We start from the raw sequence: 25291 nt of genomic DNA, 5'->3' as shown, positions 1-25291 counted from the left end.
TTCACTCGAAAGGTAACATCACATGTCGATTTCCATCCGGCTTTCGCGCGGCGGTGCCAAGAAGCGTCCCTACTACCGCATCGTCGTCGCCAACAGCCGCAGCCCGCGCGACGGCAAGTATCTTGAGCAGATCGGGACCTATAACCCCGTTCTCGCCAAGGACAGCCCCGAGCGCGTCAAGTTGATCGAAGACCGCGCGCGTTACTGGCTCGGCGTCGGCGCGCAGCCGACCGACCGTGTTGCCCGTTTCCTCGATGCGGCCGGCATCAAGGAGCGCGCCGCCCGCAACAACCCCAAGAAGGGCGAGCAGGGCGAAAAGGCCAAGGAGCGTGCTGAAGAGCGTGCTGCCAAGATCGCCGAAGCCGAAGAAGCCAAGCGCGCGGCTGAAGAAGAAGCCAAGGCTGCTGCGGCCGCTCCGGCTGCCGAAGAAGCGCCCGCTGCCGGCGACGAACAGGCCGAAGGCTAAGCCATGAGCCCCGCGCCCGTCACCCTTGCCGCGATTGCCGGCGCACACGGGGTGGCGGGCGAGGTGCGTCTGAAGCTGTTCGGCGAAGGCATCGCGACGCTCGCCAGCCAGAAAAGCTTCAATGACGGCGCATTGACGCTATTGAAAATCCGCGAGGACGGGAAGGGCGGGGCGGTTGCCCGGCTTGCACAAAGCACCTCGCGCGCGGATGCCGAAAAACTGCGCGGCACGGTGCTGACCGTCCCGCGCGATGCGCTGCCGCCGCTGGGCGAAGGCGAATTCTACCACGCCGATCTGCTCGGCCTGCCGGTCGTCACCGACGCGGGCGAAGCGGTGGGCAGCGTGCTCGCGATCGAGAACTTCGGCGCAACCGACATCATCGAAATCACCCGCGATCCGGTTCCCGAAAAGGGGCCGAAAACCTTCATGGTCCCGATGACGCCCGCGGCGGTAATCGAATGGGACGACAGTCGTCTGGTCATCAACGCCGATTTCAACGAAAGTTGACGCGTCGAACGTTGCCACCGCCATCGCCGCCGCTGCGTTGGCACTGTTTTCGGCGCGGGGAGGGAAGGGGATTGCGATGCTGGTAATGTTTGGCATCATCGCTCTCGGCATTTATGCAATCGCGGCGATGCTGTCCGGTTTCCTTGCCAATTTTGTTTTCAGACACAGCACGCCTGTCCGGCGCGCAGCCTATTCGGCGGCGGCGCTGGGGATCCTGTTGACGATTCCGGCAGTGGTTGCGGTGATCGATGCGGGCAACGGGGTCGTGTCGGTCATTTCATTGCTGGTGGGCACTGCCATCTTTGCCGCGCTCGCCTTCCCCTTTGCCTTGGTCGTGACGCGGCGTGGCCAAGTCAATGCCGATCCCGGAACCTTCGACTGAATGACCTTCGCCGCCACCATCCTCACGCTCTATCCCGAGATGTTTCCCGGGCCGCTGGGCGCATCCATTGCAGGCCGCGCGCTGGCGGACGGCAAATGGGGGTGCGAAACGATCCAGATCCGCGACTTCGCCACCGACAAGCACCGCACGGTCGACGATACGCCCGCTGGCGGCGGGGCGGGGATGGTGCTCAAATGCGATGTGCTGGCGCGCGCACTGGACAGCGCACAGCTTGCCGGACGCCCTGTCCTCGCGATGACCCCGCGCGGGCGGCCGATCACGCAGCAGCGTATCCGCGAACTTGCCGCCGGCCCCGGCGTCGTCATCCTGTGCGGCCGGTTCGAAGGCTTTGACGAACGCCTGTTCGACGCCCGGCCCGAGATCGAGCAGGTCAGCCTTGCCGACATCGTTCTGTCGGGCGGCGAGATGGCCGCGCTGACCATCCTTGATGCTTGCATTCGCCTCATTCCCGGCGTAATGGGCGCCGCTTCCAGCGGGACCGAGGAGTCGTACGAAAACGGCCTTCTCGAATATCCGCACTACACCCGGCCCCAGGAATGGGACGGGCGCACGATCCCTGAAGTGTTGCGATCGGGGGATCATGCGAAGATCGCGGCTTGGCGCAAGGCAAGAAGCGAGGAAGACACACGGTTACGCAGGCCGGACTTGTGGGAGCGCCATGAGGGCGCTCGGGTCCAACCTGCCTCTGGCGCGCAGCGAAAGACAAGGAACGCAGGCCATGAACCTGATCCAGCAGATTGAAGCCGAAGAAATCGCCAAGTCCGGCAAGGACATCCCCGAATTCCGCGCAGGCGACACCGTCCGCGTCGGCGTGAAGGTGAAGGAAGGCAACCGTGAGCGTGTTCAGAACTACGAAGGCGTCGTGATCGCCCGTTCGAACCGCGGCATGGGTTCCAACTTCACCGTGCGCAAGATGAGCTTCGGTGAAGGCGTCGAGCGCGTTTTCCCGCTTTATTCGCCGATCGTCGAAAGCATCACCGTGGTGCGCCGCGGCGTGGTGCGCCGTGCGAAGCTCTATTACCTGCGCGGCCGCACCGGCAAGAGCGCACGTATCGTCGAGCGCAAGGCACCTGCGCCCAAGGCGTAAGGCTTTTTCGGATTCCGAAACACGAAGGGCGGTGCCGCAAGGCGCCGCCCTTTTCGTTTGCGCAAGCCGCGCTCTGTGCTTGCCATTCGTCCGCGCGGTTGCGAGGAACGCTGGCCAGTCGCTCTTCCGGCGGCACGATATCACGAGGTGAGCTTTGAATGCGTTCGGTTCTTGCTGCGGTTGCCCTGTGTCTCACCACCTGCCTCACGGCCCCCGTGCTGGCGGAGACGCCCATCATGGCTGAGGCTGCGCCTGCGCTGACCTTCGAGCGCGTCTTCGCCTCCCCCGGGCTCGACGGGCCAGCCCCGCGGCAGGTCAAGCTGTCGCCCGACGGACGCTTTCTCACGCTGCTGCGCAACCGCGCCGACGATCGCGACCGCTATGACCTGTGGGGCTATGACATTGCCACCCGTGAATGGCGGATGCTGGTCGATTCCGAAAAGCTCGGCTCGGGCCGCGAATTGTCTGAGGATGAAAAAATGCAGCGCGAACGCGCGCGGGTCGCGGGGCTGAAGGGCATCATCAGCTACCAGTGGGCGAGCGACGGCAAGGGGGTTCTGGTGCCGCTCGACGGCGATCTGTTCCTCGCGCGGCTCGATGGCAGCGTCACGCAGCTGACCGATACCGAGGGCACCGAGCTCAATCCGAAATTGTCGCCCAAGGGGGCTTCGGTCAGCTTTGTGCGCGATCGGCGGCTGTGGGTCGGGCCCGTGGGCGGTGAGGCCAGGCCGATCACGCCCGCGGGCGAGGCCGAGACGATCCGCTGGGGCGAGGCCGAATTCGTCGCGCAGGAGGAGATGCACCGCACCGCCGGCTATTGGTGGAGCCCCGATGACACGCGCATCGTCGTCCAGCGTACCGACGAGACGGGCGTGGGCATCGTCACTCGCGCGGCGATCGGGGCCAAGGGCACCAAGGTCTTCGACCAGCGCTACCCGGCGGCGGGCACCGACAATGCCATTGTCGAACTTTTCGTGATGAACCCCGACGGAACGAACAGCGTCAAGGTCGATCTCGCCAGCCACCAGGACGCCGCCTATTACAATCCCCAAAACCCGAACGACATCTATGTCGCGCGGGTCGATTGGGCGCCCGATGGCAGGCTCTACGTTCAGCGCCAGAACCGCGCGCAGACATGGCTGGACATGCTGCGGGTCGATCCGGCCACCGGGGCAACCGAGGTGGTCGTGCAGGAAGAGCACGCGGGCGCGGCCAAGGGCGTCGGCTACTGGATCAACCTGTCTGACAATTACAAGTTTCTCGCTGACGGGTCGCTGCTGTGGTGGAGCGAGCGTGACGGGTTCGGCCACTTCTACCGCTACCGCGCGCAGGACGGCTGGGCGAGCTACCAGCAACTCACCAGCGGCAACTGGGTGGTCACCGGGCTTGTCGGTGTGGACGAGGCGGCCGGGCTGGTGTTCCTGACCGCGACGAGCGAGGAGAGCGCGCTCGAACAGCATGTCTACAGCTTCGATCTGGCCGATCCGCGCGGCAGTTTCAAACGGATCACCGAGCCCGGCTTCACCCACGGTGCGACGATGGACAGCCGCGGGCAGGCACTGTTCATCACCCGTTCGTCCGCCAACCAGCCGCCGCAAAGCTATCTGGCCTCCCCCACCGGAGAACGGCTGACCTGGGTCGAGGAGAATGCGGTTACGGGCAGCCACCCTTACGCGCCGTTCCTTGCCGGGCACACCGCCCCCGAATTCGGTACAATCCCTGCCGAGGACGGCACCCCGCTGCACTGGATGATGCTCAAGCCCAAGATGAAGAAGGGCAAGCGTTACCCCGTCTTCTTCAGCCATTATGGCGGGCCGGGGCCGCAGATGGTGACCAAGGGCTGGGGCGGGGCGCTGGCACAGTCGATCGTCGACAAGGGCTATATCTATTTCGTGCTCGACAACCGCGGCTCGGCTAATCGCGGGGTCGATTTCGAGCAACCGCTCTACCGCGCGATGGGCAGCGCTGAAGTGCGCGACCAGAAGGCTGGCGCGCTGTTCCTGAAGGGTCTCGATTTCGTCGATCCCGCCAAGATCGCGATCTATGGCTGGTCCTATGGCGGCTACATGACGCTCAAACAGCTCGAAGCCGATCCCGGCCTCTATGCCGCGGGGATTTCGGGCGCGCCGGTGACGCGGTGGGAGCTTTACGACACCCACTACACCGAACGCTACATGGGCGACCCGCGCGAAGTGCCGCAAGCCTACGAAAAAGCCAGCGCGATTCCCGAGGCGACGAAGATCGCCGATCCGCTGCTGCTGATCCACGGCATGGCGGACGACAACGTGGTATTCGAAAACGCATCCGAACTCATCAGCGTGCTTCAGGAAAGCAACACGCCGTTCGAGATGATGCTCTATCCCGGCTACACCCACCGCGTGTCCGGCCCCAAGATCGGCCCGCACGTCTGGAACAGCATTTTCCGCTTCCTCGAAGCCCACGGCGTGACCCCGCCCGAATAGGTATAGGTCTGCACAGGCACCAATCTGCTTGCGCATGGGCCAGTGCGCGCTATCTCGCGTCTGCGAATTACAAGGAGAATGCCAAGTGGGTTACCGGGTGGCAGTGGTCGGCGCGACCGGCAATGTCGGGCGCGAGATGATGCAGGTCCTCGCCGAGCGCGAGTTTCCGTGTGACGAGGTGGCCGCGGTCGCCTCGCCGCGGTCGACCGGCACCGAGGTCGAGTTCGGCGACACGGGCAAGATGCTCAAGTGCAAGAACATCGAGCATTTCGACTTTGCCGGCTGGGACATCGCGCTGTTCGCCGCAGGCTCGGGTCCGGCCAAGGAATATGCTCCCAAGGCGGCGGCTGCGGGCTGCATCGTGATCGACAATTCTTCGCTCTACCGGATGGACCCGGACGTGCCGCTGATCGTGCCGGAGGTAAACCCCGATGCGATCGACGGTTACACCGCGAAGAACATCATCGCCAACCCCAACTGCTCGACCGCGCAGCTGGTCGTCGCGCTAAAGCCGTTGCATGATGCCGCCGGGATCAAGCGCGTGGTCGTCTCGACCTACCAGTCGGTGTCCGGCGCGGGCAAGGCGGGGATGGACGAGCTGTTCCAGCAGAGCCGCGCGATCTTTGTCGGCGATCCGGTCGAGCCTGCCAAGTTCACCAAGCAGATCGCTTTCAACGTGATCCCTCACATCGACACCTTCCTCGACGACGGCTCGACCAAGGAAGAGTGGAAGATGGTGGTCGAAACCAAGAAGATCCTCGACCCGAAGATCAAGCTGACCGCGACCTGCGTGCGCGTGCCGGTGTTCGTGGGCCACTCCGAGGCGGTGAATATCGAGTTCGAGAACGAGCTTTCCGCCGAAGCCGCGATGGACATCCTGCGTGAAGCGCCCGGCGTGATGCTGATCGACAAGCGCGAGGACGGTGGATACGTCACCCCGATCGAATGCGTCGGCGATGCGGCCACCTTCGTCAGCCGCGTGCGCGAAGACCCGACGGTCGAGAACGGCCTGACGATGTGGGTGGTTTCGGACAATCTGCGCAAAGGCGCTGCACTGAACGCGGTGCAGATTGCCGAACTGCTCGGACGGCGGCACCTGAAGAAGGGTTAAGCCGCTGGCCCGTTGGCCCCTGTCAACGTGCCTATAGTGATGAGCGGGCAGGGCGGTTTGCCAGTGCAGGAGGGAGCGCAGATATGATCCAACTGTGGCGTTTGATGGCAGTCGCGGCGGCTTTGGCTATCGCGGGCTGCGACAGCGGGGATGTGCCCAACCCGGCGGACAAGCGCGCTCCCGAGAGCCAGAGCGCGCCGCTGTCCGACAACGCGGTCGAACTGCGCGCCGACGGCGTGGCCGCGGCATCCGAAAGCTTCTACTTCGCTGCCGGGCAGACCGAAGTCGAAGCCGCGCTGGTCAAGGCGCTCGGGCCGGTGCAGCGCAGCGGCGAAAATCCCGAATGCGGGGCAGGCCCGATCACTTTTACCGATTTTGCCGGCGGGCTCACCGCGCATTTCCAGGAGGGCCGACTGGTCGGCTGGAACTGGCACGCGCCGCGCGACGGCGATGCTGCGAGCAAGGGCGTGATCCGCCTGCCGGGCGCGGTGCAGGTTGGCACGGCACGCAGCGAGGTCGAAGCGGCGCGAGGTTTTGCCAAGGTCGAAGCCAGCACGCTGGGCGAGGAATTCGCGCTCGGCCCCAAGATCGGCGGGTTCATTGCGGGCGACAAGGTCGAGATGCTTTACGCCGGGACGCAGTGCTTCTTTCGCTGATCGCTATTCCGACAGAGCCGCCGGGCCAACACGCGCGCAAAGGCGGCGCATCGGTAGCGCAAGCTGCGCGGCGGCGCGCTTGATCCGCATCAGCAGATAGCCATTGTCGGCAAAGGCGATCATCGCCGCCCGCCTCCACGTAGCAGACAGGCACGCCAACGGACTGATCCAGATTTCCGCCGAGGCGAGCCGATCGCCATGTGCGACGCGGACGAGCATGCTGGAACTGTGCCGCGAACCGGGCTAGCAGCCCCGGCATGACAAGCGAAATCCAGCATTTGGGCAGCTTCGACGGCACCAGCCTTGCGATCCACATCGAAGGGGAGGGGCGGCCAGTCATCCTGCTTCACGGTCTGTTTTCTTCCGCGACGATGAACTGGATCAAGTGGGGCCACGGCGCGGCGCTGGCCGCGGCGGGGATGCGGGCGATCATGCCCGATCTGCGGGTGCACGGGCAAAGCGCCGCGCCGCACGATCCGGCTGCATACCCCCGGGGCGTGCTGGTGCGCGATGCGGCGGCGGTGGCCGATCATTTCGGTCTTGCACCCGGCGAATACGACCTCGTCGGCTTTTCACTGGGCGCGCGCACCGCGATCCATGCGACCGCGCACGGGATCCTCGAGCCGCGCCGCCTGGCGATCTGCGGCATGGGCGTGGCGGGGCTCGACGGCTGGCAGCGCCGTGCCGATCATTTCAAGCGCGTGATCGATGAATTCGACACGATCAAGCCGGGCGATCCTGCCTATACCGCGCGCACCTTCCTCAAGTCGCAAGGGGTCGACCGGATCGCCGCGCGCCTGCTGCTCGATGCGATGGGCGATTTCGACCTCGCGATGCTGGCCAATATCACGATGCCGGCGGCCGTGATCTGCGGCGCGGATGACCACGACAATGGCTCGGCCCCCGATCTTGCCGCGCGGCTGCCCGATGCGCGCTATATCGAAGTGCCCGGCAACCACATGAATTCCGTGACCAAGCCCGAATTCGGCAAGGCAATCGTCGATTTTCTCGCAACTTGATTCAGGTGCGGCACAGGTTCACACGCTACTTCCGAGACGCCTTTCCGACTGACAGGATCTGATCTGATGAAACTTCTTCCCAAGCTTCTCATGCCTTCGCTGGCCGCACTGGCCGCGGCGAGCATTGCCGTGCCGGCGAGCGCGCAGACCGCCGCGCCTGCCGCTGCGCCCGCGCCGGCTGCCACCGATCTGCCATTCCCGCTGACCGCCGAAGGCGCCAGGCAATTTGTCGCTTCCGCTGAAAAGGACCTGTTCGATTACACCGTCGAAGCCAGTCAGGTGAACTGGGTCAACAGCACCTACATCACCGAAGACACCGACGCGATGGCCGCGCGCATCAATGCGGTCGGCACCGAGAAGAGCGTGAAATACGCACTGCTTTCGGCGCGCTATGCCGAAGTCCCCGGGCTCGATGCCGATGTCGTGCGCAAGCTCAACATCATGCGCAACGGCCTCGTCCTGCCCGCGCCGACCACGCCCGGCGCCGCGACCGAGCTGAACGAGATCGCAACCCGGCTCAACAGCCTCTACGGCAAGGGCAAGGGCACGCTGAACGGTAAGCCGATCAACGGCAGCGATATCGAAGCCGAGATGGGCAACCCCGAACGCACGCCGGCCGAACTCAAGGAAATGTGGGAAAGCTGGCACGACAATGTCGGTGCGCCGATGAAGGACGATTACGCCAAGATGGTGGGCATCGCCAACGACGGCGCCAAGGAACTTGGCTTCGACAATGTCGGCGCGATGTGGCGTTCGGGCTATGACATGAGCCCGGAAGAATTCACCGCGATGACCGAGCGCCTGTGGACCGAAACCAAGCCTCTCTATGTCGCGCTGCACACCTACGTCCGCGCGCAATTGAACAAGAAGTACGGCGATGCCGTGCAGCCGCGCACCGGGCCGATCCGCGCCGATCTGCTGGGCAACATGTGGGCGCAGGAATGGGGCAACATCTACCCGCTGGTCGCGCCTCCGGGTTCGGGCGACGTCGGCTATGACATCGGCGAGCTTTTGGAAAAGCAGGGCAAGGGCCCGGTCGACATGGTCAAGATCGGGGAGGGTTTCTATTCCTCGCTCGGCTTCGAACCATTGCCCGAAACCTTCTGGACGCGCAGCCAGTTCGTGAAGCCCGCCGACCGCGAAGTGGTGTGCCACGCGAGCGCTTGGGATATCGACAACAAGGACGATATCCGGATCAAGATGTGCATCAAGGTGAACGCGGGCGACTTCGTCACGATCCACCACGAACTGGGCCACAACTATTACCAGCGCGCCTACAAGGAACAGCCCTATGCCTATCTGAACGGCGCGAATGATGGCTTCCACGAAGCGATCGGCGATTTCATCGCGCTGTCGATCACGCCCGAATATCTGGTCCAGATCGGCCTGCTCGACCGCGCCAATGTGCCGAGCGCCGACAAGGACACCGGCCTCCTGCTGCGCCAGGCGATGGACAAGGTTGCGTTCCTGCCCTTCGGCCTGCTGGTCGACAAGTGGCGCTGGGGCGTGTTCGACGGCTCGATCACCCCGGACACCTACAATTCGGCATGGGTCAAGCTGAAGCGCGATTATCAGGGCATCGTCCCGCCGGGCGACCGTCCGGCCGATGCCTTCGATCCGGGCGGCAAGTATCACATTCCGGGCAACACGCCCTATGCGCGCTACTTCCTCGCCCGGATCCTGCAGTTCCAGTTCTACAAGGCGGCGTGCGATTCGGCCGGCTGGAAGGGGCCGCTGCACCGCTGCTCGTTCTATGGCGACAAACAGGTCGGCGAAAAGCTGGGTGCGATGCTCGAGATGGGGGCATCCAAGCCCTGGCCCGACGCGCTCGAAGCGTTCACCGGTACCCGCGAAATGAGCGCCAAGCCCATGCTTGAGTACTTCGCCCCGCTGATGAAGTGGCTGAAGGAACAGAACAAGCGTGAAAAGGCCGGCTGGTAAGCGGCCGGATCCGCCCGCCCCGTTCGCGCGGGGCGGGCGCATGTCTTTGGGGGGAATTATATGATGAAGCGACTGATCCTTGTGGGGGCGGCGGCATTGTCTTGTGCCGGGGGTGCTCAGGCGCAGACCGTGACCGCGCAAAACCCGCAAGGGATGCTCAACGCGATCACCGCGGCGGGATATGAGGCGACATTGTCGACCGACAGCGCGGGCGATCCGATGATCGATACCGAGCTGGGCGGTTACCGCGTCAATGTGCTGTTCTATGGTTGCGACGAAACTTCGCACACCGGCTGCGATTCGGTGCAGCTTTCGACCGGCTTCGATCGCAAGACCCCGATGGACCCCGCGCGTGCGCTCCATATCGCGCGCGAATGGCGGTTTCTCGCCGTTTCGCTCGACGATGAGGGTGATCCCTATCTGCGCTGGGACATCATGACCGGAAGCGGCATCCCGCAATCGGTGTTCATGACTGCGCTGCGCCGCTATGGCGAGACGCTCGGGGATGCCGGCGAAATCATCTTCGAAGACGAATAGGCCGGCACATCCAGCAATGGCCCGGCGGGCGGAAATGTTGCAGGTCGGCTGGCGCGAACTCGTCGACCTTCCCGAATTGGGTCTTGCCGGGATACCCGCCAAGATCGACACCGGCGCGCGCACGTCCTCGCTCCACGCGCATGAGGTCGAGGATTTCCAGCGTGATGGCGAACGCTTCGTGCGCTTTGCCGTCGACTGGGGCGGCACGCGGCATTTCTGCGAGGCGATCCACGTCGATGTGCGCGGGATCACCTCGTCGAACGGCGACCGCCAGACGCGCTTTGTCATCAAGACGCCGCTTCGCATCGGCAATCTCACCTTCCGGGCCGAGATCAGTCTGGCGGACCGCTCGCAGATGCAGTTTCCGATGCTGATCGGGCGCACCGCGCTCAGGCGGCGGATGGTGGTGGATAGCGGTTATTCATGGCTGCAATCGCCCGGGAATGCGGATATGGGGCCGGGCCGCCGGTAGTGTGCCGGGCTTGAAAGGGTGTTCATGAAAATCGCGATGCTGGCGCGCAATGCCAATCTCTATTCGCACCGGCGCTTGAAGGAAGCCGCCGAGGCGCGGGGGCATACGCTCGATATCCTGAACACCTTGCGGTGCACGGTGCATATCGCCAGCCACCGCCCGCAGGTGTTCTACAATGGCGAAGCCGTGGCCGCCTATGACGCGGTGATCCCCCGGATCGGGGCGTCGATCACCAACTATGGTCTTGCAATCCTTCGCCAATTCGAGATGCGCGGCGTGTGGTCGCTGAACGAGAGCGTCGCGATCGGGCGCAGCCGGGACAAGCTTCGCAGCCTCCAGATCCTTGCCAAGCACGGGCTGGGCCTGCCGCTCACCGCCTATGCCAACGACCCCAAAGCCGCCGAGGAGATCATCAAGGCGGTCAAGGGGCCGCCCGTGGTCATCAAGCTGATCGAGGGGACGCAAGGGATCGGCGTCGTGCTGGCCGAGACGATGTCGAGCGCCAAGTCGGTGATCGAGGCGTTTCGCGGGGCCAACGTCAACATCCTCGTGCAGGAGTTCATCAAGGAAGCCGGCGGCACCGACATCCGCGCACTGGTGGTCGGCGGCAAGGTGGTCGCCGCGATGCAACGCACTGGCGCGCCTGACGAATTCCGTTCCAACCTGCACCGCGGCGGGTCGGCCAAGGTGATCAAGATCACCCCCGAAGAGCGCTCCACCGCGGTGCGTGCGGCCAAGCACATGGGGCTGAACGTCTGCGGGGTCGACATGCTGCGCTCGAACCACGGGCCGGTGATCATGGAGGTCAATTCCTCCCCCGGTCTCGAAGGCATCGAAAGCGCGACCGGCAAGGATATTGCCGGGATGATCATCGACTTCACCACCGCCAATGCCAAAGGCGGGGCGAACCGGACCAAGGGCAAGGGCTGAAACCTGCCCATGTGCGCAACTTGCGCCAATGTTTCACGTGAAACCCTGCCGCAAGCAGGGGTCAAAACCGGGCTGGAGGGGGTCTGGACAGGGTCAAGACCCGGGCAAAACCGCGCAGGCGGGGGTCAGGCGTTGCGCGCCATCAGCCCGCCATCGACCGGGATAACCGCGCCGGTGATATAGCTTGCCGCTGGCAGCACCAGCGACAGCGTGACATGCGCGACCTCCTCTGGCGTGCCATAGCGGCCGAGCGCGGTGCGCCGCCGCGCGAAGATCGCCTTGTGATCCTCGGCCACGCCGTCCGTCATCGCGGTGCGGATCGGGCCGGGGCAGATGCAGTTGACCGTGATCCCGTCGCACCCGAGATCGACCGCGAGCCCGCGGGTAAGGCCGACAACGCCGCTTTTCGCCGCGACATAGGGCGTATCGCCCGGGGTTGCGCCCAGGCCTTCGGTCGAGGCGATGTTGACGATCCGGCCTGCATCGCTCTGGCGCAGCCACGGCAGACAGGCGCGCACCATCCGCTGGTGCGCGGTCAGCATCACGCCGAGCGCGCGGTGCCACACGTCTTCGTAATCGGGCGCATCGAGCGCGGCGAAGCTCGACACCCCGGCATTGTTCACCAGAATGTCGATCCGCCCGAAATCCTCCGCAATCTGCGCCGCCACGCGGGGAATCGCATCGCCATCGGCCACATCGAGCGCATAGGCCCGCGCGCCTGCGCCGCATTCCGCCGCCACCGCTTTGGCCGCGACGAAATCGCGGTCGACCACCGCGACCATTGCGCCCTCGGCCGCAAACAGCAGCGCGGTCGCACGCCCCATCCCGCTGCCCGCACCGGTGACGATGGCCACCCGGCCCGCGATGGAGCGCGAACGCGTCACCGGAAGGGCGGCTCGTTGAAGGCGCGCAGTTTGCGGCTGTGCAGCCGGTCGCCTTCGTCGCGCAGCATCGCGCAGGCGACGATCCCCATCTGCAAGTGCGCGGCGATGGCTTCCTCGTAGAACTTGTTGGCCTGCCCCGGCAGCTTGATCTCGCCATGCAGCGGCTTGTCCGAGACGCACAGCAGCGTCCCGTAAGGCACGCGGAAGCGGTAGCCCTGCGTGGCGATGGTCGCGCTTTCCATGTCGATCGCGATCGCTCGGCTTTGCGAGAACCGCTTGGCCGAGGAGGAGTAGCGCAGCTCCCAGTTGCGGTCGTCGGTGGTCACCACCGTCCCGGTCCGCATCCGTGCCTTGAGGTTCGCGCCTTGCACGCCCGCGACCTGCTCGGCAGCCTCGGCCATCGCCTGCTGCACTTCGGCAATCGGCGGGATCGGCACTTCGGGCGGCAGGACGGGGTCGAGCACGTGGTCATCGCGCAGGTAAGCATGCGCGAGCACGAAATCGCCGATCTTCTGGGTCGAACGCAGGCCGCCGCAGTGGCCGATCATCAGCCATGCATGCGGGCGCAGCACCGCGAGATGATCGCAGATCGTCTTGGCGTTCGACGGGCCGACGCCGATATTGACCAGCGTGATCCCGCGGCCATCCTCGCGCACGAGGTGATAGGCGGGCATCTGGTGCCGCCGCCAAGCGGTGTCGTTGAGCTGATCCTGCGCGTGCTGGGTCGGTTCACGGATGTCGAGCCCGGCCGCCCCGGTCAGCGCGACGTAGCCATCCTTGCCGATATGCGCCGCGCCCCAGTTCACGAATTCATCGACATAGCGGTGATAGTTGGTGAACAGGATGAAGTCCTGAAAATCGCTGACTTCACTGCCCGTGTAATGCTTGAGCCGGGCGAGCGAATAATCGGTGCGCAGGCCGTCGAACAGCGACAGCGGGATATCGGCCATGCTGTCGATCTCGATCCCGTCGGCGAGTTCATCCCCGATCAGCGCGAGATCGGTCGAGGGGAAATGCGCCGCGATCGCCTGCGGCGAAATGCCGACCATCGCCGCCCCTGCCGCGCCGTCGAGCACATAGGGGAAGGGAATTTCCTGCCGCGAGCGCGAGACGCTGACCTCGACATCATATTCGTCCGCGATCAGCGAAAGCTGTTCGGTCAGATATTGCGCGAACAGATCGGGGCGCGTCACGGTGGTGATATAGGTGCCGGGCATTTCCAGCCGGCCGAAGGCGCGGGGGCGGTCCTGGCCCTTGCCGATGCCGTTGTAACGCAAGGTCAGCTGCGGATAGGCATAGCTGCCATCGGTGCGCTTTGCCGCGGCGGGGACCGTGCCGCTGGTGCCGAACGCGATTACATCGTCGCGCAAGGTGCGCACCGCATCGTCATAATGCTGCTGGAGCGCGGCGAGTATCCCGGGAATGTCGATCATGGCAGTTGTCTCTGCTCCTATGTTGTTATGATTATGTGGCACCATTTCTTGCGCGGGACACCGCGCTTGGCAAGGCGGGGTCTTCAAGAAGCATGGCCCGTTTACAAGAAGGGCGCGAAGATCATGGTGATCTTCGCGCCCTGCATGTGTTTGTGAGCCTGAAAGGCTGCGAGACTTAGTCGTCCTCGCCGTCGTCCATCAGTTCGGCGGGGATTTCGCCCGGCTCGAGGCTGGTGTCGATGCGGGTGGCTTCGGCCTGCTCTTCGATTTCGCGCTGTTCGTCGTCGAACATCGCCTTGAGCACGTCGACGCCTTCGCTCTGCAGCTTGGCTTCGTCGTCCGAACGCGCGACATTGGCCTTCACCGTCACGCGCACTTCGGGGTGCAGGGCGATGGTGACGTCGTGCATGCCGATGGTCTTGATCGGCGCGCCGAGAATGACCATGCGCTTGTCAACGTCGTGGCCCTGATCGGCGAGGCCCGACACGATGTCGCGCACGCTGACCGAACCGTAAAGCTGACCGGCGTTCGAAGCGGCGCGGATCAGCACCACTTCTGCACCGGCAACCTTTTCGCCGGTCTTTTCGGCGTCGGTGCGACGTTCGGCGTTTTCCTTCTCGAGGCGCTCGCGGTTGGCTTCGAAGACCTTCTTGTTGGCTTCGTTCGCGCGCAGGGCCTTCTTCTGCGGGAGCAGGAAGTTGCGGGCGTAACCGTCCTTCACGGTGACGACGTCACCGATCGAGCCGAGCTTTTCGATCCGTTCGAGGAGAATGATATCCATGTCTCTTTCTCCTACTTCACGATGAACGGCAGCAGGCCGATCTGGCGGGCGCGCTTGATCGCCTGGGCCAGTTCACGCTGCTTCTTCGCCGAAACGGCGGTGATGCGCGAAGGCACGATCTTGCCACGCTCGGACATGAAGCCCTGCAGCAGGCGCACGTCCTTGTAATCGATCTTGGGGGCATCCTTGGCCGCGAACGGGCAGGACTTGCGGCGACGGAAAAACGGGCGGGCCATCAGTCACGCTCCTCACGGGTTTCGCGGCGCTTACGCTCGCGTTCGTTCTTGCGCATCATCACGCTCGGGCCATCTTCGTGCTCGTCGACGCGGATGGTCATGTAGCGGATGACGTCTTCGTTGATGCGGGTCTGACGCTCGAGCTCGGCAATCACCGAACCGGGGGCATCGATGTTGAGCAGCACGAAATGCGCCTTGCGGTTACGCTCGATCTTGTAGGCGAGCGACTTCAGGCCCCAGGTTTCGGTCTTGACGACCTTGCCGTTGCCGGCTTCGACGATTTCGGTGGCTTGCGCCGCAAGCGCATCAACCTGAGCCTGGCTCAGATCCTGACGCGCAAGAAAGACGTGCTCATACAGAGCCATCTTGCGTCCTTTCACTCTATGCCGATCGCTGGCTTGTCTGCGCAGGCTTGCGCAGGGCCCCTCCGGCTTTCTTCGATCAATCGCACAGGCGGTTCCCATGCGAAGGCCGCGCCCTTACAGGGTTCGGGGGCGAATGCAAGTCTTGTGCGCAAGGAACAGGACGGGCAGGCGCGCGCTTTGGCTTATGCGAATCGCATCAAGGGGGATTATTACCGTGCCGACAGGACTGGTTGCGCTGCTCGACGACATTTCGGTGATCGCCAAGGCATCGGCGGCGTCGATCGACGATATCGCGGTCGCCGCAGGACGCGCAGGCACCAAGACCGCGGGCGTCGTGATCGACGATGCGGCGGTCACGCCGAGCTATGTCACTGGGCTTTCCCCGGCGCGCGAGCTGCCGATCATCTGGAAGATCACCAAGGGCAGCCTCAAGAACAAGCTGGTCTTCCTGCTGCCTGCCGCGCTGCTGTTGTCCGAATTTCTGCCGCAGGCGATCGTCTGGCTGCTGCTGCTGGGCGGGTCGTTCCTGGCCTATGAAGGCGCGGAAAAGGTGATGGAGAAGCTGGGCTTCGGCAAGCACGGCGAAACGCTCGAGGACGAGATCACGGATCCGGTCGCCTTCGAGAACGAGCGCGTGGGCGGGGCGATCCGCACCGATTTCATCCTCTCGGCCGAAATCATGGCGATCGCATTGGCCGAGGTTGCCAGCGAATCGCTGGTGATGCGCGGTGCGGTGCTGGCGCTGGTGGCGGTGGTCGTGACCATCGCGGTCTATGGCGCGGTCGGGCTGATCGTGAAGCTGGACGATATCGGGCTTCACCTCACCAAGAAGGCAAGTTCGGCGGCGCAGGCCTTCGGGCGGTTCCTGCTGCGCTTCGTGCCCAAGCTGCTGGTGACACTGTCGATCGTCGGCACGGTCGCGATGCTGTGGGTGGGCGGTCACATCGTGGTCGACAGCCTGCACAAGCTGGGCTGGGACGGGCTCTACGATCCGATCCACGGGGCCGAGGTTGCGGTTGCCGGAATGACGGGCGCGGCAGGCGGGGTCGCCGGCTGGCTGACCGCGACCGCGCTGTCGGCGGTGGTAGGGCTGATCCTTGGCGCGATCATCGCTTTCGTGGTCCACAAGGTGTTCAAGATCGGCGCGGACAAGGCGCATTGAGCGCCCGCCCATGACCAAGCCGATCCTCTACACCTGCGCAGGGTCGCGCGGGCTGCGCGCGACTTGGGCGGCGGAGGAGGCGGGGGCCGAGATCGATCTGCGCATCCTCCCGTTCCCGCCGCGCTATCTTGCGCCCGAATATCTCGCGCTGAACCCGCTCGGCACGGTGCCGCTGCTGATCGATGGCGAGGACAGGCTGACCGAAAGCTGCGCGATCGCGCATTACCTCGCCACGCGCGCCGGGCCGAGCCTACTGGCGATCGCGCCGGGCGAGGCGGATTATGCCGCCTATCTCGATTACACCTATCATGCGGATGCGACGATCACCTTCCCGCAGACGGTCTATATGCGCTTCTGCCTGTTCGAAAAGGACAAGGGGTTGCAGGAGGCGGGGCAGGCTTACGCCAAGTGGTTCCACAAGCGGCTGGTGAAGATCGAACAGCGCCTTGCCACGCGCGAATTCCTGTGCGCCGACCGCTTCACCGTGGCGGATATCTGCATCGGTTATGCGCTGATCCTTGCCGCCAGCGTCGGGCTGGACGAGGGCGTGCCCGGCAGCCTCAAGGCCTACCGCGAGCGGCTTACCGCACGCCCCGCCTACCAGCGCGCGGTCGCACGCGAGGAAGCGGGCCGCAAGGCGCTGGCCGACGAGCCCCGCGAAGGCTGAGGATTGCGCAGCCCGCGCGGCTTGGCAAATGCGCCTGTCGTCCCCAGTTAACGCCCAGTTGTCGCACCTGGGCGCACGACCTTATGCGAACGGACACACATCTTGCGCCTTCAGATCAACGTTCAACTTGATTACAACCTGTCGCGCGCCTGCGACCTGCTGCTTCAGATCGAAGCCGCCGCGATCCCCGAGCAGATCATCGAACACTCCGAATTGCTGCTGTCGCCGTGCGAGCACCTTGCCCGCGTGCCTGCGCAGGATAATATCGGCGAGCGGATCTGGCTGCGCACCGAAGGACAATTCACCGCCGATTATCGCGCGATCGTGCGGATCGAGCGGATCTTGCGCGATCCGGCAGTGCTGCCCGCGATCCCGCCGCACCGCCTGCCGGGCGAGACCGTGCAATATCTGCTGCCGTCGCGCTATTGCGCCTCGAACCAGTTTACCGATTTCGTCGACAGCAACTTCGGCCGCTTCCAGGGCGGCGCGCGGCTGGCGGCGATCCGTGACTGGGTGGCGCGGCACCTGTCCTATGTCCCGGGGTCGAGCAATTCGGACACGACCGCGATCGACACCTTCCACGGGCGCGAAGGCGTCTGCCGCGATTATGCGCACCTGCTGATCACGCTGGCGCGCGCCGGAGAAATCCCCGCGCGCTTCGCCAGCGTCTATGCCCCCGGCGTCACCCCGCCCGATTTCCACGCGGTGGCCGAGGTGTTCCTCGGCGGCGAATGGCATCTGGTCGACGCGACCGGGATGGCGACCGAAGGCGAGATGGCCAAGATTGGCATCGGCCGCGACAGCGGCGATGTCGCGTTCCTGACCGCATTTGGCCCGCTCTATTTCAACAGCCAGAAGGTCAGCGTCACCCAGCTTCCCGACTGAGCGGGGCAGGGCGATTGCCGCGGGCGCTCAGCCTGCCAACTGCCGCTGATAACCTGCGCCTTCGCGCAGCAATCCGAACACCGCATCGGCTTCGACCGGGCGCGAGAACAGATAGCCCTGGATGTTCTGGCAACCTTCGCGTTCGAGCACTTCGAACTGCGCGACATCCTCGACGCCTTCGGCCAGCGTTTCCATGCCCAGCGCTTCGGCTAGCATCGTGATCGCGCGGATCATCGCGTGGCCGCTGGTGCTCGTGCCCAGATCCTCGATGAAGCTGCGGTCGATCTTGACTTTGTCGAACGGGAAGGAGCGCAGGTAGCTCAACGAGGAATAACCCGTCCCGAAATCGTCGAGCGCAATCCGCACCCCGATGTTGCGCAGCGAATGCAGGGTCGTCAGCGTGGTTTCGACATCGGCGATGAAGATGCTTTCGGTGATTTCCAGTTCGAGCCGGTGCGCGGGCAATCCGCTCGACGAAAGCGCCGACATCACGGTCGATGCGATCCCGCCGGCGGCGAATTGCTTGGCACTGACATTGACTGCGACAGTGACATCGGAGGGCCACTTGCTGGCAAGCCGGCAGGCCTCGCGCATCACCCATTCGCCGATCGGGATGATCAGTCCGGTTTCCTCGGCCAGCGGGATGAATTCGGCCGGATTGATCCGCCCGCGCACAGGATGGTTCCAGCGGATCAGCGCCTCGAACCCGGTCAGCCGGCGTTCTGCAAGATTGTAGAGCGGCTGGAAATTGAGCGTGAAGCCGCCGTCCTTGATCGCGGCGCGCAGATCGAGCTCCATCTGGCGGCGGCGACGGGCCGCTTCGTCAAGCGCAGGCTCGAAGAAATGGTAGGTCGCCTTGCCTTCGTGCTTCGCCCGGTACAGCGCCAGATCGGCATGCTTCATCAACGTGGCGCCGTCATTGCTGTCACCCGGCGCGATCGCGATGCCGATGCTCGCGCCCGATTGCGCCGCCTGTCCGTTGATCATGATTGGCCGGTCGAAGCAGTTCTGCAACCGGTCGGCGATCGTTTCGATGGGTGTTTTTGGGTCGATATTGTCGATCAGGATCGCGAATTCATCGCCGCCCAGCCGGGCGATCAGCGCATCGGGCAGGTCTTCGCGCAGGTGATCGGCGATGATCCGCAACAAGGCGTCGCCCGCCGGATGGCCCAGCGAATCGTTGACCATCTTGAAATCGTCGAGATCGACATAGGCCACCATCACGCGTTCATCCCCGCGCCGCCGTGCGAGCGTGTTGCCGAGCTGCTCGGTGAACAGCTTGCGGTTGGGCAGACCGGTCAACCCGTCATGCAGGCCGACATGGATGATCTGTCTTTCGCGTTCGTCGATCGCGGCAACCATCTGGTTGAAGCTTTCGGCCAGCCGGCCAACCTCGTCGTCGGTGACGATATCGAGGCTGATTTCGCGGCCTTCGCTGATTGCGCGGGTCGCCTCGTCGAGCTGTTCGAGCGGTTCGGTTACCGAACGCGCAATCCGCCAGCCCATCGCCAGCACCAGTGCGATCCCCGCCGCCGCGAGCGCGCCGAGCAGCAGCTTGAGGTGGCCAAATGCGGCCAAGCTTTGTGCCAAGGGATGTCGCAGCACCAGCCGCGGGCTGATCCCCTCCTGCAAAACGGCCAGGTCCGAGACGTGGACCAGCGTGCGCTCGCCGCCAAGCTCGCGCTCGAACACGGTGTCCGCGCGCGCGGTGCGCAGCCAGCGCTGCTGCCGCGAATTTTCGACCACCTGCGCCCCAAGCGCGATCGGGGCGAGTTCGACCAGCCGGTCAAGCTCGGCGCGGTCGAAGGGCTGGGCGATTACCAGCCAGCCGATCAGGTCGGGCGCTTCGATCGGGGCGGCAGCCGCCAATGCAAGACCGCGGCCCGAACGGATGATCCCGCGGGTCTTGCCCGCGTCGAGCTTCGTCCAGAGCGTGTGCGGCGCAGGAATCCCCGCAGCATCGGCGGTCAGCACCTCGCCTTCGAGCGTGAGGACGAATGCCATGTCGCTGCCCGCGCGGTCCTTGAGGCTCGTGAGCGCGCTCGCAATGGTGGGCGCATCGCCCGTCGCGACCGCCTCGCGGAAGCCGAAATCGTGGGCGAGGACGCCTGCCTCATCGCTCATCTGGCGCGCGCGTGCGGCGAGGATCTCGTCGAACACGCGCGCATTGGCGGCCATGTCGCGCGCCGCGCTGTCTTCGCCGAAATTGGCGAGCGCACCGGCTGCAAGCATCACCACCACGCCCAGCACCGCGGCAAACAGCGCGGCAAACAGCAGCGCGATGCGCGCCCGCAGCGATCCGATCCGCAGGTTGGCCAACCGCGACAACAGCGCGCGTGGAAATGCCGTGCTCATCGCAATGCGACCGCCAGCTTGTGGTTCTGCGCGCCGCCCGTGATCGTGATCGCCGACCGCTTTTCGCCCGTGGGCGTGCGCAGCATCGGATGCCACACGGTCAGGCTGGCGCTGCCGCCTGCCATCCCGGTCAGCGTGGCATAGCCGTTGTGATCGGTCTTGGCGGCAAAGGGCGTGTCGGTGACGCGGATATAGCCGCGCATGTCATCGTGGATATTGCAGCCCAGTTTGATGCTGCCCGCAACATTGAAGGTCTGGGTGCGGGTCTGGTCACGGCCATAAAGGTCGATCGCGAACCGCGCCGGCTTGGAAAAGCTGTAGATCGAATGGCGCACGTTATCGAGATTGGGGAAGGCGACCGTGCTGCCTTTCGCAACGATCAGCGTGCCGGGCACGAACTGGCGGTTCTTCTGCGCCATTCCCATCTTCCACGGGAACCGGATCGCGCCGCCGCTCGCGTTTGCCGGGCGCAGTTCGACCACTGCATCGCGCAGCGGCATTCCGCTCGCATCGACCACCTGCACACGCAGGCTGGCGGGTGGAGCGGCGGCCACGGCGAATGCCAAAAATGTGCTGCCACCGCCCAAAAGCGCAATGGCGAAAAGGGTTAATCGTGAACGCAGGCTATGGGTCATTGCAGAGCCCGCTAAGTCAGAGGCGTTAACAAATTCTGCCTGCGAGGTTTAAATTTTGGAAACCGTTTAACCCTAGGCGCCGGACGATGTTTTTGCTTAGCGCCAGTATGTCCTGCGCCGTTCTGATCGCCGACGCCAATGCTCCTTTCATCGCCTATCGGCCCGTGCTGGATGCCCGGATCGAGCAGGTCGTGGTTAATGACGAACCTGCTGTGCCAGCCATGCGCGAACCCGGCGTGAAGGCGTCCCCCCCGGCAATCGCACCGCTTGATCGGGCCGCTAACAGGCTCGCTGCGCCGCGCCTGGCGGATGGGCTGCAGCGCCCCGTTCGTGGCAGCAAGCTGCTGCTCACCAACGGCGTCACCACGGTCGAGGGATCTTCGGGCGGCGGACTGGCGCGCTGGGCGACGATTGCCGGACGGCAGACGGGCCGCGGCGTGGGCCTTTCGGCGCACGTCACCGCCATCGAACTGCCCGATTTCGGTTGGCGGTCCTACGGCGCGGCGCTGGGCATCGGCGACCGGATCGAGGTTACAATCGCGCGCGCCGATTTCGATACCCGCGATGCCGGCGCGGCGCTCGGCATCGGGCAGGGCTACACGTTCAATCTCGACACTTACGGAGCCAAGCTGCGGATCGCGGGCGATCTTGTCTATGGCGCAGCGTGGCTGCCGCAGATCGCGCTGGGTATCGAACACAAGCGCAGCCGCGACGGCGCACTGGTGCGCGCGCTGGGCGCGGCCGATGACAGCGGCACCGATATTACGCTGAGCGCGACCAAACTGCTGCTCGCGCGCAGTCTGCTGGCGAATGCGACGCTGCGATACACCAGGGCGAACGAACTTGGCCTGCTCGGCTTCGGATCGGGCACCGCAGATCATGCGCTGCAATTCGAAGGTTCGCTCGGCTACCAATTGTCGCGCCGGATGGTCGTCGGCGCCGAATACCGCACCAAGCCCGACAATCTCGGGCTGGGGGAGGATGACTGGATCGATCTGTTCGCCGCCTATGCGCTGACCGATCATCTCACGATGACCGCGGCTTATGTCGACCTTGGCGCTGTCGCCACCTTCTCGGGCCAGCGCGGCGGGTTCGTCTCCGCGCAGGTCGCCTTTTGATCCCCTATTGCCGGAGCCTTGCCGATGCTGCTCGCCGCCACTGCCACCGCTGCCCTGATGCTGATGCAACAGGCGCCCGCCGAAGCCACCGACTGGGATGCCGAATTCGGCGTGACGGTGAAGGAGCGCGATCCTGTGACCGGCGAAATCCCGGCCGAACCCTATGCGCAGTCCAATGCCAATGCCGGAGCCAACCCCTATGAAAGCGCGCGGCTTGCCGCATCGTTCGGCGGGCGCGAAGGGATTGCGCGGATCGCGGCGCGCACGGTCGATCTGTCGCAGGCCGATCCGCGCATTGCCGCGATCTTCGCCGCGCACGATATGGTCCGGCTGAAGCGCACCTTGTCCGAACAGTTCTGCTACCTGCTCAATGCCGGGTGCGATTACACCGGGCGCGACATGAAGACCGCGCACCCCGACATGGGTGTCACCCGCGGGGACATGAACGCGCTGGTCGAAAACCTTCAGGCTGCGATGCGCGAGGCGAACGTGCCCTTCGCCGCGCAGAACCGTCTGCTCGCCAAGCTTGCCCCGATGTCGCGCGACGTGATCGAACGCTAGGCGCGCGGTCCGTCCAGATCATGGCCGCAGCGTGTGCAGACGCGGTTGGGCCAGAACACCACGAAAGGGCCGCGGAAAAAGGCATTCTTGCCGCAGCGCGGGCAGTTGAATTTCAACATCGGCGCGTTCGCCAAGATCAGCATCACGATCGCTGCGGCAAAGGCGAGCGTCGAATGGCCCACGAAACGATCGGCCACCACCACCATCAGCACCGCCAACACCGTCACGGCAGCCATACGCCACGCGTGGCGGCGCGCGCGGGCATAAAGCGTCACGCGAGGCGCGCCAGCAGCGACCGGGCAAATTCGCTCAAGGTGTCGTCGCGCGCGCCCATCACCGCGATCCGGTCGCCCGGCCGGGCGAGGGCGACGATGCGGTTGCCGCAATCTTCGCGCGAGGCGATATGCTCGGCGGTGCCGCCGTGCTGCGCGATCAGTGCGCTGATCCGCTCGCTGCCGATGCTGCGATCGACCGTGCCGCCGAAATAGACCGGATTGCACAGGATCGTGATATCCTCCGGCCCCAGTTCGCGTGCGAAAGTGCCGGCAAGTTCCTCACCCATCTGGCGCAAGGGGCCATAGCCGTGCGGCTGGAAGAACGCGATCACGCGGCCCGGCGTTGCTTTCAGCGTGCGCAGGGTGGCGGCGCATTTTTCCGGGTTGTGGCCAAAATCGTCGATCACGGTGATCCCCGCAGGCGACGTGCCGACCACATCGAACCGGCGCGCAAGGCCGGCAAAGCCGTGCAGCGCGCGCACCGCCTCGCCCACCGCAATGCCCGCAGCACTCGCGGCGGCGATCGCGGCGAGCGCGTTCGACAGGTTATGCATCCCCGGCATCGGCAGCGCGAGCGCGAAGGTTTCGCCTGTGCGGTTGTCGATCACCTGCGCTGCGATTCCGGTTGCGGTCATCGCGATCGAATCCGGCGCCGCCGAAATATCCGCCGATGTTTGCTGCAAACCGTAAGTCACGGCAGCGCGGGCGCGCGCGGCAAGTCCTGCGGCTTCGGCACTATCGAGATTGATCACCGCGGTATCCGAGGCCGCGACGTAATTGCCGAACAATTCGCGCAGTTCCTCGATGCTCTTGTGGTCGAGGCTGACATTGAGCAGCACGCCCACGCTGGGGCGATAGAGCGCGATCGAGCCGTCGCTTTCGTCGACCTCGCTGACGAACGCACCCGGCGCGCCGCCGATCCGCGCGCTGGCAAAGGGATTAGCGGGCGAGACGAAGTTCTTCATAACCGCGCCGTTCATCACCGTGGGATCGCGCCCCGCCTCGGCCATGATCCAGCCGATCATTCCGGTTACGGTCGATTTGCCCGATGTCCCGCCAACCGCAACCGAGGTTTCGGCGGCGTTGAACAGCCGCGAGAGCAGTTCGGCGCGGCTCAATCTCTCGCAGCCCAAGGCACGCGCGCGGGCAACCTCGGGCACGCTATCCTCGATCGCGGCCGATGCGATAAGCACCTGATCGGGCGAGGTCACGCCGCTGCCGTCCTGCGGAAACAGCGCAAAGCCATTCGCTTCCATCCAGGCGAATTTCTCGGGCGTGCGCCCCTGGTCGCGGCTGCGATCCGATCCTGCGACCGGGTGGCCGAGGCCGTGGGCGATCTGGGCAAGGGGCAGCATTCCGGACCCGCCGATGCCGCAAAAGAACAGGGGCCGCGCGGCCAGCGACCCGGTTTCGGCTGCGTTATCCATATGCCGCGTGGTTATTGGCTTGCGCGCCCCCTGACAAGCGCCATAGGCTGCATGGCATGACGAATATCGCGATCTGCGCGCCGGCCACCCCGATCACCCGCGAACAGAGCGATGCGCTCGAAGCCTTGGTGGCGGCCGAATTTCCGGGCCACCGCGTCACGTTCCATGACCAGTGTTTCGAACGCGCGGGCCATTTTGCGGGCGATGATCTGCGGCGGCTGTCGGCGCTGCTCGAATGTGCCAACGATCCTGCCTTCGATGTCGTGTGGTTCGCCAAGGGCGGTTATGGTTCGAACCGCATCGCCGAGGCCGCGACCGCGCAGATGAACGCCGCCGCGCGGACCAAGACCTATATCGGCTTTTCCGACTGCGGCTATCTGCTTGCCGCGCTTTACCGCGCGCGGATCGGGCAGAGCGTGCATGGCTCGATGCCGGTCAGCGCGCGGTCGGAAGGCGGACGGACGGCGATCCGGCGGGTGCTCGGCTGGCTCGAAGGCGACACCAGCGGGGTCGAGCCGAGCATCGATGGCACCACCCCGGTCGCCGCCTTCAACCTGATGACGCTGGCGATGATCGCGGGCACGCCGATGATGCCGGATCTTACCGGCCACGTGCTGATGGTCGAGGAAGTGGCCGAATACATGTATTCGGTCGACCGGTTGTTCTTCCACCTTGCCGGAAGCCTGCCGCGGATCGCCGGCCTCAGGCTGGGAAGCATTACCGACGTGCCCGAAAACTACGTCGAATTCGGGCAAGGCGAGGAAGATATCGCGCGGTTCTGGTGCGACCGGATGGGGGTGCCCTATCTTGGCCGGGCGCTGATCGGGCACACCTCTGCCAACAGGGTTGTGCCCTTCGGCCTTGCCAGTCCGCCCGCGCGGACGTAACGGCGCGCCCCAAAATAATCACATGACGG

Annotated in this window: 29 protein-coding genes; 19 read left to right on the top strand and 10 right to left on the bottom strand. The window is 64.8% G+C overall.

The window, feature by feature from the left end; genetic code table 11:
- The first annotated feature begins 22 nt into the window (after positions 1 to 22).
- The 8 genes from rpsP (at position 23) to A9D12_RS13270 (ending at position 6692) form a co-directional block, all read left to right on the top strand.
- The gene (rpsP, locus tag A9D12_RS13305) at positions 23 to 466 is read left to right on the top strand and encodes a 30S ribosomal protein S16 (protein ID WP_068352638.1); all 444 of its coding nucleotides are present in this window, start codon (positions 23 to 25) and stop codon (positions 464 to 466) included.
- Between the two features lie 3 nt (positions 467 to 469).
- Positions 470 to 973 (top strand): ribosome maturation factor RimM, encoded by a 504-nt coding sequence (gene rimM / locus A9D12_RS13300; protein ID WP_068352636.1) that lies wholly within the window; start codon positions 470 to 472, stop codon positions 971 to 973.
- A 76-nt stretch (positions 974 to 1049) separates the two neighbouring features.
- On the top strand, positions 1050 to 1355 hold the full coding sequence (locus A9D12_RS13295) for a hypothetical protein (RefSeq protein ID WP_068352635.1): 306 nt from the start codon (positions 1050 to 1052) through the stop codon (positions 1353 to 1355).
- Positions 1356 to 2117, top strand: coding sequence for a tRNA (guanosine(37)-N1)-methyltransferase TrmD (gene trmD, locus A9D12_RS13290; RefSeq protein WP_068352633.1), 762 nt, complete (start codon positions 1356 to 1358; stop codon positions 2115 to 2117).
- Complete coding sequence (gene rplS, locus A9D12_RS13285) at positions 2095 to 2463, top strand: 50S ribosomal protein L19 (protein ID WP_068352629.1); 369 nt, start codon at positions 2095 to 2097, stop codon at positions 2461 to 2463. The genes trmD and rplS overlap by 23 nt, the downstream gene beginning before the upstream one ends.
- A gap of 158 nt (positions 2464 to 2621) precedes the next feature.
- The gene (locus A9D12_RS13280) at positions 2622 to 4925 is read left to right on the top strand and encodes a S9 family peptidase (RefSeq protein ID WP_068352628.1); all 2304 of its coding nucleotides are present in this window, start codon (positions 2622 to 2624) and stop codon (positions 4923 to 4925) included.
- Between the two features lie 85 nt (positions 4926 to 5010).
- Positions 5011 to 6036: an aspartate-semialdehyde dehydrogenase gene (locus A9D12_RS13275; protein ID WP_068352627.1), complete on the top strand. Its 1026-nt coding sequence runs from the start codon at positions 5011 to 5013 to the stop codon at positions 6034 to 6036.
- Positions 6037 to 6119: 83 nt separating this feature from the next.
- The gene (locus A9D12_RS13270) at positions 6120 to 6692 is read left to right on the top strand and encodes a hypothetical protein (RefSeq protein ID WP_068352625.1); all 573 of its coding nucleotides are present in this window, start codon (positions 6120 to 6122) and stop codon (positions 6690 to 6692) included.
- A gap of 3 nt (positions 6693 to 6695) precedes the next feature.
- Here the strand turns inward: A9D12_RS13270 and A9D12_RS14775 are convergent, their stop codons facing one another.
- Positions 6696 to 6911, bottom strand: coding sequence for a hypothetical protein (locus tag A9D12_RS14775; RefSeq protein ID WP_156522889.1), 216 nt, complete (start codon positions 6909 to 6911; stop codon positions 6696 to 6698).
- Between the two features lie 38 nt (positions 6912 to 6949).
- Between A9D12_RS14775 and A9D12_RS13265 the strand changes: the two genes are divergently transcribed.
- From A9D12_RS13265 to rimK, 5 genes are all read left to right on the top strand, one after another.
- The gene (locus A9D12_RS13265; RefSeq protein WP_068352623.1) at positions 6950 to 7711 is read left to right on the top strand and encodes an alpha/beta fold hydrolase; all 762 of its coding nucleotides are present in this window, start codon (positions 6950 to 6952) and stop codon (positions 7709 to 7711) included.
- Positions 7712 to 7777: 66 nt separating this feature from the next.
- Complete coding sequence (locus A9D12_RS13260; protein ID WP_068352620.1) at positions 7778 to 9652, top strand: M2 family metallopeptidase; 1875 nt, start codon at positions 7778 to 7780, stop codon at positions 9650 to 9652.
- A gap of 63 nt (positions 9653 to 9715) precedes the next feature.
- Entirely contained in the window at positions 9716 to 10189 is a 474-nt protein-coding gene (locus A9D12_RS13255) for a YbjN domain-containing protein (protein ID WP_197489828.1), read from the top strand.
- 16 nt (positions 10190 to 10205) lie between these two features.
- The gene (locus tag A9D12_RS13250; RefSeq protein ID WP_068352616.1) at positions 10206 to 10661 is read left to right on the top strand and encodes an ATP-dependent zinc protease family protein; all 456 of its coding nucleotides are present in this window, start codon (positions 10206 to 10208) and stop codon (positions 10659 to 10661) included.
- A gap of 24 nt (positions 10662 to 10685) precedes the next feature.
- Positions 10686 to 11591, top strand: a complete 906-nt coding sequence (gene rimK, locus A9D12_RS13245; protein WP_068352615.1) for a 30S ribosomal protein S6--L-glutamate ligase — start codon at positions 10686 to 10688, stop codon at positions 11589 to 11591.
- Positions 11592 to 11716: 125 nt separating this feature from the next.
- Here the strand turns inward: rimK and A9D12_RS13240 are convergent, their stop codons facing one another.
- The 5 genes from A9D12_RS13240 to rpsF form a co-directional block, all read right to left on the bottom strand.
- Positions 11717 to 12475, bottom strand: coding sequence for an SDR family NAD(P)-dependent oxidoreductase (locus tag A9D12_RS13240; protein ID WP_068352614.1), 759 nt, complete (start codon positions 12473 to 12475; stop codon positions 11717 to 11719).
- Complete coding sequence (locus A9D12_RS13235) at positions 12472 to 13908, bottom strand: AMP nucleosidase (protein ID WP_068352612.1); 1437 nt, start codon at positions 13906 to 13908, stop codon at positions 12472 to 12474. Before A9D12_RS13235 ends, A9D12_RS13240 begins: the two co-directional genes overlap by 4 nt.
- Before the next feature lie 175 nt (positions 13909 to 14083).
- Positions 14084 to 14689, bottom strand: a complete 606-nt coding sequence (gene rplI / locus A9D12_RS13230) for a 50S ribosomal protein L9 (protein ID WP_068352610.1) — start codon at positions 14687 to 14689, stop codon at positions 14084 to 14086.
- Between the two features lie 11 nt (positions 14690 to 14700).
- On the bottom strand, positions 14701 to 14925 hold the full coding sequence (gene rpsR / locus A9D12_RS13225) for a 30S ribosomal protein S18 (protein ID WP_017665523.1): 225 nt from the start codon (positions 14923 to 14925) through the stop codon (positions 14701 to 14703).
- Entirely contained in the window at positions 14925 to 15290 is a 366-nt protein-coding gene (rpsF, locus tag A9D12_RS13220) for a 30S ribosomal protein S6 (RefSeq protein ID WP_068352603.1), read from the bottom strand. The genes rpsR and rpsF overlap by 1 nt, the downstream gene beginning before the upstream one ends.
- A gap of 214 nt (positions 15291 to 15504) precedes the next feature.
- Here rpsF and A9D12_RS13215 point away from each other — a divergent pair, with 214 nt between their 5' ends.
- The 3 genes from A9D12_RS13215 to A9D12_RS13205 all read left to right on the top strand — a co-directional run bounded on the left by A9D12_RS13215 (position 15505) and on the right by A9D12_RS13205 (position 18004).
- The gene (locus tag A9D12_RS13215; protein ID WP_068352595.1) at positions 15505 to 16452 is read left to right on the top strand and encodes a DUF808 domain-containing protein; all 948 of its coding nucleotides are present in this window, start codon (positions 15505 to 15507) and stop codon (positions 16450 to 16452) included.
- 10 nt (positions 16453 to 16462) lie between these two features.
- The gene (locus A9D12_RS13210) at positions 16463 to 17119 is read left to right on the top strand and encodes a glutathione S-transferase family protein (protein ID WP_068352593.1); all 657 of its coding nucleotides are present in this window, start codon (positions 16463 to 16465) and stop codon (positions 17117 to 17119) included.
- Positions 17120 to 17221: 102 nt separating this feature from the next.
- Positions 17222 to 18004 carry a transglutaminase-like domain-containing protein gene (locus A9D12_RS13205; protein WP_068352589.1) on the top strand — a complete coding sequence of 261 codons (783 nt, stop codon included), beginning with the start codon at positions 17222 to 17224 and terminating at the stop codon, positions 18002 to 18004.
- 27 nt (positions 18005 to 18031) lie between these two features.
- On the opposite strand, the gene A9D12_RS13200 is transcribed toward A9D12_RS13205, so the two are convergent.
- Positions 18032 to 20359 carry a putative bifunctional diguanylate cyclase/phosphodiesterase gene (locus A9D12_RS13200; protein WP_068352587.1) on the bottom strand — a complete coding sequence of 776 codons (2328 nt, stop codon included), beginning with the start codon at positions 20357 to 20359 and terminating at the stop codon, positions 18032 to 18034.
- Positions 20356 to 20925: a cupredoxin domain-containing protein gene (locus A9D12_RS13195; RefSeq protein WP_156522888.1), complete on the bottom strand. Its 570-nt coding sequence runs from the start codon at positions 20923 to 20925 to the stop codon at positions 20356 to 20358. The genes A9D12_RS13200 and A9D12_RS13195 overlap by 4 nt, the downstream gene beginning before the upstream one ends.
- 176 nt (positions 20926 to 21101) lie before the next feature.
- Here A9D12_RS13195 and A9D12_RS13190 point away from each other — a divergent pair, with 176 nt between their 5' ends.
- Positions 21102 to 22112 (top strand): DUF3034 family protein, encoded by a 1011-nt coding sequence (locus A9D12_RS13190; protein ID WP_231889635.1) that lies wholly within the window; start codon positions 21102 to 21104, stop codon positions 22110 to 22112.
- Positions 22113 to 22136: 24 nt separating this feature from the next.
- Positions 22137 to 22673: a group I truncated hemoglobin gene (locus tag A9D12_RS13185; protein WP_156522887.1), complete on the top strand. Its 537-nt coding sequence runs from the start codon at positions 22137 to 22139 to the stop codon at positions 22671 to 22673.
- On the opposite strand, the gene A9D12_RS13180 is transcribed toward A9D12_RS13185, so the two are convergent.
- Complete coding sequence (locus A9D12_RS13180) at positions 22670 to 22948, bottom strand: hypothetical protein (RefSeq protein ID WP_068352582.1); 279 nt, start codon at positions 22946 to 22948, stop codon at positions 22670 to 22672. The two genes, A9D12_RS13185 and A9D12_RS13180, sit on opposite strands and share 4 nt — an antisense overlap.
- Positions 22945 to 24375: a glutamate ligase domain-containing protein gene (locus tag A9D12_RS13175; RefSeq protein WP_068352580.1), complete on the bottom strand. Its 1431-nt coding sequence runs from the start codon at positions 24373 to 24375 to the stop codon at positions 22945 to 22947. The genes A9D12_RS13180 and A9D12_RS13175 overlap by 4 nt, the downstream gene beginning before the upstream one ends.
- 56 nt (positions 24376 to 24431) lie before the next feature.
- On the opposite strand from A9D12_RS13175, the gene A9D12_RS13170 reads away from it, so the two are divergent.
- Complete coding sequence (locus A9D12_RS13170) at positions 24432 to 25262, top strand: LD-carboxypeptidase (RefSeq protein ID WP_068352578.1); 831 nt, start codon at positions 24432 to 24434, stop codon at positions 25260 to 25262.
- Positions 25263 to 25291 lie beyond the last annotated feature (29 nt).

The sequence above is a fragment of the Erythrobacter neustonensis genome (assembly GCF_001663175.1).
GTDB lineage: Bacteria > Pseudomonadota > Alphaproteobacteria > Sphingomonadales > Sphingomonadaceae > Erythrobacter > Erythrobacter neustonensis.
Note: the sequence above shows the minus strand (reverse complement) of the source record. Positions and strands in the feature narration are given on the sequence as shown.